The sequence below is a fragment of the Citricoccus zhacaiensis genome, assembly GCF_014645315.1.
GTDB classification, from domain to species: Bacteria; Actinomycetota; Actinomycetes; order Actinomycetales; family Micrococcaceae; genus Citricoccus; species Citricoccus zhacaiensis.
In genome coordinates this window covers 64645-72037 of the sequence record NZ_BMLQ01000007.1, presented here as the reverse complement: position 1 = coordinate 72037, position 7393 = coordinate 64645, and the positions used below count along the sequence as shown (strand labels likewise).

The following is a 7393-nucleotide window of genomic DNA, read 5'->3' as shown; positions in this document are numbered from 1 at the left end:
TGGACGATGAACATCGTCCACCGGCCGGCCCGCGGTCTATCAGCTCGTTGGAACCGGCTCGGCCGCCCGCAATTCCCAGTCCTGGATGGTCGCCAGGTCCCCGAAGGCACTCGGCGCCAGGGGTTCGAGCAGCTGGCGGCCCTGCTGCACTCGCCGCGGCCAATCGTGCTGGGCCAGGGCCGCCTTGCCGATCGCGACCAGGTCCGCGCCGCCCTCACCGAGGCTCAGTGCCGCCTCGGCACCGGTGTCCAGGTGGCCATTGGCGATGATGGTCAGGCCCGGGGCGAACTCGCGGGCCAGCTGGGACAGCGAGCGGGCGTCCTTGTCCGGGAACGCGGGCGCATTGGCCTTCCACTCGGTGGTGTGGAGGTAATCCACGGGGGCACCGGCGAGGGCACCGAAGATCGTCTCGGCCTCCGCCACTCCCCCGGACCACCGGTGGGTGGCGTCGCTGACCTTGCCCTGCGAGATGCGAATCCCCACCACGAAGTCGTTCCCGACGGCGGCGCGGACGGCCTCGATGATCTCCCGCGCCACGCGGGTCCGCGCCATCGGCGAACCGCCGTAACCGTCCGTCCGTTTGTTCAGGTAGTCCGTCAGGAACGCGTCCACGAGGTAGCCGTTGGCGCCGTGGATCTCCACACCGTCGAAGCCGGCATCTCGGGCCCGCACGGCAGCTGCGGCAAAGGATGAGGTCACCTCGCCGATCTCCTCCGCACTCAGCGCTTCCGGCAGCTCGTACGGTCCGGTGCCCCGGTACATGCCGGCCTGCTCCCCGCGGGCACGGACCGCCGAGGCGGAGCGCAATCCCGAGACATGGGGATTGCCCTGGCCCTGGGGACCGGCGTGCATCAGCTGCGCGATGATCGAGGCGCCGTGCTCGTGGACGGCCGCCGTGACGGGGACCCAGGACTCCACGTGCTCGGGCGTCGCCAGACCCGGCTGGTCCAGGTACCCCTGGCTGTACTCGGCGTCCGGGTAGATCCCCTCCGTCACGAGCAGCCCGAAACCGCCCTCGGCGAAGGACCGGTAGTAGTCCCGCATCCTGTCCGTCGCGCGGCCGTCCCCGTGCGCGCTGATCCGCGTCATCGGGGCCAGGACCGCCCGGTTGGGCAGGTCAAGCCCCCTCAGGCCATAGGGCTCGTTCAGCGTGGCTTCGCTCGCAGGCGTCGCAGTCATGGCAGTCCTCTCGGTTCGACCAGATCCACCCGGTTCGCAATAGTGGATCGATTGATCCAGTTTCACGGTGGCGGCCCGCCGTGTCAAACTGTCCTGGTCGATGAAGCAGGTGGGAGCTGATGCGAGTGGCGGGGCGTCCGAGACTCTTTGAGGAACAGGCGGCATTGGAACAGGCGATGCAGCTCTTCTGGCGCCAGGGGTACGAGGGCACCTCGATGAGCCAGCTCCGGGAGGCCATGGGCCTGTCCTCTGCGAGCCTCTACCACGCATTCGGCTCCAAGGACCGGCTGTTCGGACGGGTCATCGAGCACTATGTCTCCCGGCCGGGCAGCGTGGTCAGCATCATCTCCGCCAGCCATGCTGTCCCTGCCGGCGAGGCCCTCACACAGCTTCTCCACCGTTCGATCGACGAGCAGTTCGATGACTCCCATCCCCGGGGATGTCTGGTGGCCCTCGCCGCCACCGTCGGCCCCCAGGACCACGGGACCGAGTCCGGCCGCATCGTGGCGGACCAACGCGAACGGGACTACGAAGCCATCGCGGCCCTCACGCGACGTGCCTTCGATGAGGGCGTTCCGGCCACGGCCGTCACGAGCGACTCCCTGGCCCGCCTGATCCACGGCTTCATCCTCGCCCTGGCCACGCAGACCCATGATGAGACGCCTCCCGAGGATCTGCACGCCGCAGCTGACGCCCTGGCCACGCTCTGGAGGTAGCCGGGGCCAGCCCCGAGTAGGTACCGAGCCGACGCGCCGGTGGGGCCAAGGCTGCCGGGGCAGGTCTGCTACCGCTCGCGGATGACGATCGCGTCCCCTACCGCCCGCTCCGCACCGCCGGACGGGGAGTTCTCCAACTCGCCGTCCACGACCATGGCAGTGGACCCGCCGCCGTCGAGGTTGATGGCGTCCACCAGCCCCAGCCGTTCGGCGAGGTCAGCCGACTCGGAGATGCTCAGCCCCACGGAGTCGGTCTGCCGGCCGTCGGCGGTGATAAGCATGAGCCGGCCCCGGCCGTCGATCCCGGCAATGGTGCGCGGATTGCGCTGGTGCGTCCAGCCGTAGAACTGGCCGGGGTTGTCGGCGTGAACCATGCCGTCGCGGGCCGCCGTGATGTCCCGCTCACCGTCCGTCAGCAGGTTCGGGCCCCCGTTGAGCACCTGGGTATGCGGGGTCAGGCGCAGCTTCTTGCCGCGCTCGTCGAGGTACTCGTTGGTGAGCTTGATCCGCCGCGCCTCGGTGGCGAACTCGTGCAGATGCGCGGCAGCGTCGCCAATGGCCTGGATGGAGTACTGCCCGTCAGTCAGCTCTGCGCCCCGCTCCTGGTTGACCTCCTGGACCCTGCCGCGGCGGTCGACGACGATCTCCAGACCGCCCCCTTCCGGCGTGATCGTCCCGTACTCCTCGGTGAACACGACGATCTCATCGGCATCGGTGCAGGTGACATCATGCTTCGGAGCCTCCGTGGGCAGGTCGTCGGTGCCGCCACAATTGCGGATCTTGCCGGGCACGCGATTGATGCCGTCCAGGTCCAGCCCCTCGCGACCCGAGGAGATGCGGCCCTCCCAGGCGAGGCGCTGGATGGAGGCGCGGCCGCTGCGGTGATCGATCACCAGGTTGGGGCGGTCCCCCACGGTCTCACTGAGGATCTCTCCGTTGTACGCCGCTGCGCCGGCGGGGTCTCCAGGAGCGCCGTGCTGCTCCCCGTAGACGAAGAACCCCGCATTGACGCCGGCCAGGGCACCGTCGGCCAACTCCGAGGTGGTCTCGGTGCGCTCCAAGTCCTCGCCGAAGGTGCCGATCACCTCGCCCTTGAACCTGCGCGGGTCGATGGTCAGCACATCCACGTTGACGGGGCCGCTGCGGGGGCCGCTCGACGGCTGATCGCCGTCCCAGCCCTCGTACCAGGTGCCACCGGAATACCCGAGGGCCGTCAGCTCTGATCGGGTCGCCTCGGCCGCAGTCTCGGTCGGGAATGCTCCCACCCGGACACGGTGTCCCAGGTAGCCACCGGAGTCGGCCAGCCGGTCAGCCACCACGGCCTCGGCACGGGCGTCCAGCCCTGCCCCCCGCAGTTCGGCGGCCACGCGCTGGGCCGTGCTCCGGCTGGAGACCTGTGAATCGCGCACCCCCTCCTGACCAGACGGCAGCGTGACCTGCACGGTCCACGAGAACTCCGCATCGGGGTTCCCGAGCGTGAAGGACTCGTGGGTGACACCGCGGGCGAGGCGCTGCTCAGTGCCCCCGGAACTGAAGGTCCCGACGTCGGAGGCCGGCTTCCGCTCGGCGGCGAAGTCCCCCGCGGCGGCGGCGGATGGGTCAGGGGCGGCGGCGACGGTGCCGGTGGTCAGCAGGGCGCAGGAGAGGGCGGTGATGGCCAGGGTGCGGGCAGTGGTGCGGCGAGTTGAGGTGGTCACGGCGTCCATGCTGGTTCCTCTTGTGGCGACCGGGACTCAGACGCGGGCCAGTTCGCCGAGCTGTCGCCGAGTGTTCATCGACCGGGGCGGCACGCCGACGGCGACGGCAGAGCAACACTTCGTCAGGATGCGGTGACGAGCGCGTCGAGCATGCGCGCAAAGTTCCGGTCGATCTGCTCAAGGGCGTGGTCGAGCTCGGGCTGTTCGGTCGCCCACAGCGCCGCCTCATTCAGGGCACCCGAGAGCAGTGCCGCGGCGGCATCCACGGAGGACGGATCGAGTTGCCCGTCACGACTGAGTTCCAGCAGTCCTTCGGCCAACCCCCGGCGAGAGTGCTGGGCGTCAAGCTCTCGCCATCGGGACCACCCGAGCACTGCTGGAGCATCGATCAGCATGATCTGGCATGTGACCGGCTCCACCGATGCGCGGACGAATTCGGTGGCTCCATAGCGCAGTTGCTCCATCTCGGAGGCACCGGGGGCCACCGCGGCCTCCACGCGGTCTCGGACCGAGGACATGACCCGTTCGAGAACCGCTTCGAACAGTGTTCTCTTGTTCGGATAGCGGTTGTACAGCGCTCCACGAGTGACGCCGACCGAATTGGCCACGCCCTCCAGGGAGACAGCACTGTACCCCTGGGATCCGAAGGCGTGCGTGGCCGCATCGAGGATCGCCTCCCAGGTGCGCGCAGCGTCCTCACGACTTGATCGAGCCACAGCCACCCCTTGCATAGATACGCACTGCATGTATATCGTCCTGAGACATACATACAGACTGTATCTGAAGGAGTGATGGGCATGATCAACGGCTTCTACCCGGTTCTGGTGACTGAAGACGTCCCTGGCGCGGCGGGCTTCTTCCGCGACCACTTCGGGTTCGAGACCACCTTTGAAGCCGAGTGGTACGTCAGTCTGCGGCGTGACTCGCATGAGATCGCCGTACTGGCCGCCGGACATCCGACACTCCCCGAGGCATACCGGCAGGCCACCACCGCCGGCCTACTGATCAATATCGAGGTCGAGGACGTCGATGCCACCTATCAGAGGCTGGTGCAGGACAGGAGCCTTCCCCTCGAGCTGGACATCAGGTCCGAGGATTTCGGCCAGCGCCATTTCATCCTTGAAGGCCCTGGCCGCATTCTGATCGACGTCATCGCCCCCATCCCGCCGTCAGAGGATTTCGCGGCGGCTTACAGTGCCTCGGACGACCAGGTCGGATGACAGACGACCGGGAATCCGTCGAACACCACCACTGCCCGGGCCACGGCCACGGTGAAGGCGCAGCGAACCCGTGTATTCCGGCGCGCTGGTCACTACGGTGGCTCCATGGGACCTACACCTCTGAAATTCATGGGTCTCGGCTTTGCCGCCGGACTCGGAGTCGCCGCCAGTGCCGCCGTCGGCCGCAAGGTGGTCACCGCCGCCAGGGTCGGCCAGGGCCATCCTCTGAAACACCGTGCGCTGGACCTGGCCTCCGGCCTGATCCAGCCGAAGTACCCGTTGGAGGCGATGAGCACCTACCTCAACGGCCTCCACATGTACGCCGATGAGATGGGCCGGCAGGTGGAGGCCTCACACTTCTGCATCCATCTGCGCCATGACCTGCACCAGTGTGTGATCTTCGACCGGAACGCACCCGATGCCCGCCTGATCGGCATCGAGTACATCACCACCGAGGAGCGCTTTCTCAGCCTGCCGGAGGACGAGAAGCGGCTCTGGCACAGCCACCACTACGAGGTGAAGTCCGGCGTTCTCGCTGCTCCCGGCGTCCCGGAGCTGGCTGAGCACGCCTACTTCACCGACTTAGTCACCACCTACGGCAAGACGTTCCACACCTGGCAGTACGATCGCGACGACTTCCCCTACGGCATCCCACAACTGATGATGGGGCTGACCGCGGACGGCCAGTCCGACGAGGGTCTTATCCGCCAGCGGGACCGGCGCCTCGGCATCTCCACGGCCCGCAAGCGCGCCAGCCGTGCAGACATCCCGATGCCGGAGGTCGCCCCCGGTGCCAACCTCTGGGAGAGCGGCCGGACGGTGCAGACCCGGTTGGAGGAGATGGATTTCAAGCGGTAGGAATCCCGGCGGATACGCACGACACCGACCTCCATCGATTCGCCGGACTCCATCCGGCCCACGCACCAGCGCAGGTGCCACGGGCCGCGACCTGACTCACCATTCGAAATGGTCCACCTGTGGGTCCACGCGGACATCAAGCAATGTGGGCACCTCCACGGGCTGCGTCAGGTCCAGGGCACGGATCTCCTCGACACTGGACACGGTCCGGGCCTCCCAACCGAAGCCCCTGGCCAGTGTGGCCAGGTCCGGCCAGTCCATCAGGGACCGGTCCGGATCCAGACCGTAGCCGGCCAGCTTCGAGTACTCCGCCCCGTAGGCGCCGTCGTTGAAGACGATCAAGAACACCGGCAGCCCCGCCCGGGCGGCCGTGCCGAGTTCACCGATGGACATCATCAGACCACCGTCCCCGACCAGCGCAATCACCGGGCGCTCCGAAGCCGTCGCCGCACCGAGGGCCGTGCTGAGGCCGAGCCCGATGGAGCCGAACGTCCCCGTATGGGTAAAAGTTCCCGGGGCAGTGCCGCTGATGTGCCTCCAGCTGGTCGCGATGAAGCGGCCCAGGTCGCTCACCACGAATTTGTCCGCCGGCAGGACCTCCTGCAGGGCCAGGGCGGCATCCCGGACGCTGAGGCCGTAGCCAGTCCAATCCGTTCGATAGTGGTCGCGCGGGTTGAAGCCGTGGACGGCAGCGGCCCGCTGCCGCGACTCCTGCACCCGGTCCGGCGAATCCGGCAGCCTGCGGGCTAGTGCCTCGGCGGCGGCTCCGGCATCCCCCAGAACCGCGACATCGACCTGCCCGCTGTCCTCGAAGGCGGCGGGGTCCGAGTCGATCTGGATGACAGTGCGTCCGGCCAGCAGGTTCGTGCGGTCACCGGCCGTGAAGGCATTGAGACCGGCCCCGAACACGATGAACCCGTCGGCCTCCCTCAGCAGGTCGACCGTGGGTCCGAAGGACAGCCCGCCCATGAGGCCGATGTCCAGCGGATGACCGGCGAACAAGCCCCGCGCCAGCAGCGTCGTGGCCAGTGGCGCGCCGAGGAGGCAGCCCAGGCGTCCGATGGCGTCCTGGGCGCCTGGGGACAGGGCGCCCCGGCCGGCGAGGATTACCGGCCGTTCGATTGCGGTGATGGCCCGGACGGCCGCATCTATCAGCTCGGGTGCGGGAACCGGAGGCACCTGGGCCGGCGTCGTGCTGTGGTCCGGGACCGGCATGGAGGCCGTGGTGACATGCTCGGGCAGAGGCTCCCCGTCCAGCAAGGCGGGGAAGTCGACGACGATGGGACGGCGCTCGGTCCGGGCGCGCCGGTAGGCGCGAATCAGGTCCTCCGGCAGAGTCGCAGCCGCGCAGAGGGATTCGAACCCCGCCCCGGCGGCATCGGCGGCGGCGCGCAGATCGAACTGCTGGAACACAGTGCGCCCGGGCCGGGTGGAACCGGTGAACACCACGATGGGGCTGCGGTACCGGGCGGCCTCGGTCAGAGCGGTCAGGGTGTTGGTGAAGCCGGGCCCGTGGGTGACGCTGGCCGTGCCGACCGCGCCAGTCACCCGGGCGCGGCCGTCGGCCATGGAGACGGCGGCCGCCTCGTGGGCCACGGTCACGAACCTCCCGCCACGGTCCATGTATTCGGACAGATACCGCATGTTGGCGTCCCCCATGAGCCCGAACAGCGTGGGGGTCCATTCGGCGAGGAACCGGCCGAGGTATTGGGAAGTGTTCACC

Annotated in this window: 7 protein-coding genes; 3 read left to right on the top strand and 4 right to left on the bottom strand. The window is 68.4% G+C overall.

Translation table 11 applies throughout. The features are described 5' to 3' along the window. Positions 1 to 39: 39 nt before the first annotated feature. Positions 40 to 1179, bottom strand: a complete 1140-nt coding sequence (locus IEX49_RS12195; protein WP_188806439.1) for an NADH:flavin oxidoreductase — start codon at positions 1177 to 1179, stop codon at positions 40 to 42. A 176-nt stretch (positions 1180 to 1355) separates the two neighbouring features. Between IEX49_RS12195 and IEX49_RS12190 the strand changes: the two genes are divergently transcribed. Then, positions 1356 to 1895 (top strand): TetR/AcrR family transcriptional regulator, encoded by a 540-nt coding sequence (locus IEX49_RS12190; RefSeq protein ID WP_229672634.1) that lies wholly within the window; start codon positions 1356 to 1358, stop codon positions 1893 to 1895. Positions 1896 to 1963: 68 nt separating this feature from the next. On the opposite strand, the gene IEX49_RS12185 is transcribed toward IEX49_RS12190, so the two are convergent. Further along, complete coding sequence (locus IEX49_RS12185; RefSeq protein ID WP_373286731.1) at positions 1964 to 3601, bottom strand: phosphodiester glycosidase family protein; 1638 nt, start codon at positions 3599 to 3601, stop codon at positions 1964 to 1966. 113 nt (positions 3602 to 3714) lie between these two features. Continuing rightward, positions 3715 to 4308 (bottom strand): TetR/AcrR family transcriptional regulator, encoded by a 594-nt coding sequence (locus tag IEX49_RS12180; protein ID WP_188806436.1) that lies wholly within the window; start codon positions 4306 to 4308, stop codon positions 3715 to 3717. A gap of 81 nt (positions 4309 to 4389) precedes the next feature. Between IEX49_RS12180 and IEX49_RS12175 the strand changes: the two genes are divergently transcribed. Together IEX49_RS12175 and IEX49_RS12170 are read left to right on the top strand one after the other, a co-directional pair. Beyond that, positions 4390 to 4812 (top strand): VOC family protein, encoded by a 423-nt coding sequence (locus tag IEX49_RS12175; protein ID WP_229672633.1) that lies wholly within the window; start codon positions 4390 to 4392, stop codon positions 4810 to 4812. A 105-nt stretch (positions 4813 to 4917) separates the two neighbouring features. After that, on the top strand, positions 4918 to 5670 hold the full coding sequence (locus IEX49_RS12170) for an OBAP family protein (RefSeq protein ID WP_188806434.1): 753 nt from the start codon (positions 4918 to 4920) through the stop codon (positions 5668 to 5670). Between the two features lie 96 nt (positions 5671 to 5766). On the opposite strand, the gene IEX49_RS12165 is transcribed toward IEX49_RS12170, so the two are convergent. Continuing rightward, positions 5767 to 7392 (bottom strand): thiamine pyrophosphate-binding protein, encoded by a 1626-nt coding sequence (locus IEX49_RS12165; RefSeq protein WP_188806433.1) that lies wholly within the window; start codon positions 7390 to 7392, stop codon positions 5767 to 5769. Between the last annotated feature and the right edge of the window lies 1 nt (position 7393).

What these genes read in the sequence shown, in the direction of transcription:
- IEX49_RS12195 (WP_188806439.1), bottom strand. Translation starts at nt 1,179, where the DNA reads ATGACTGCGACGCCTGCGAGCGAAGCCACGCTGAACGAGCCCTATGGC.
- IEX49_RS12190 (WP_229672634.1), top strand. Translation starts at nt 1,356, where the DNA reads ATGCAGCTCTTCTGGCGCCAGGGGTACGAGGGCACCTCGATGAGCCAG.
- IEX49_RS12185 (WP_373286731.1), bottom strand. Translation starts at nt 3,601, where the DNA reads ATGGACGCCGTGACCACCTCAACTCGCCGCACCACTGCCCGCACCCTG.
- IEX49_RS12175 (WP_229672633.1), top strand. Translation starts at nt 4,390, where the DNA reads ATGATCAACGGCTTCTACCCGGTTCTGGTGACTGAAGACGTCCCTGGC.
- IEX49_RS12170 (WP_188806434.1), top strand. Translation starts at nt 4,918, where the DNA reads ATGGGACCTACACCTCTGAAATTCATGGGTCTCGGCTTTGCCGCCGGA.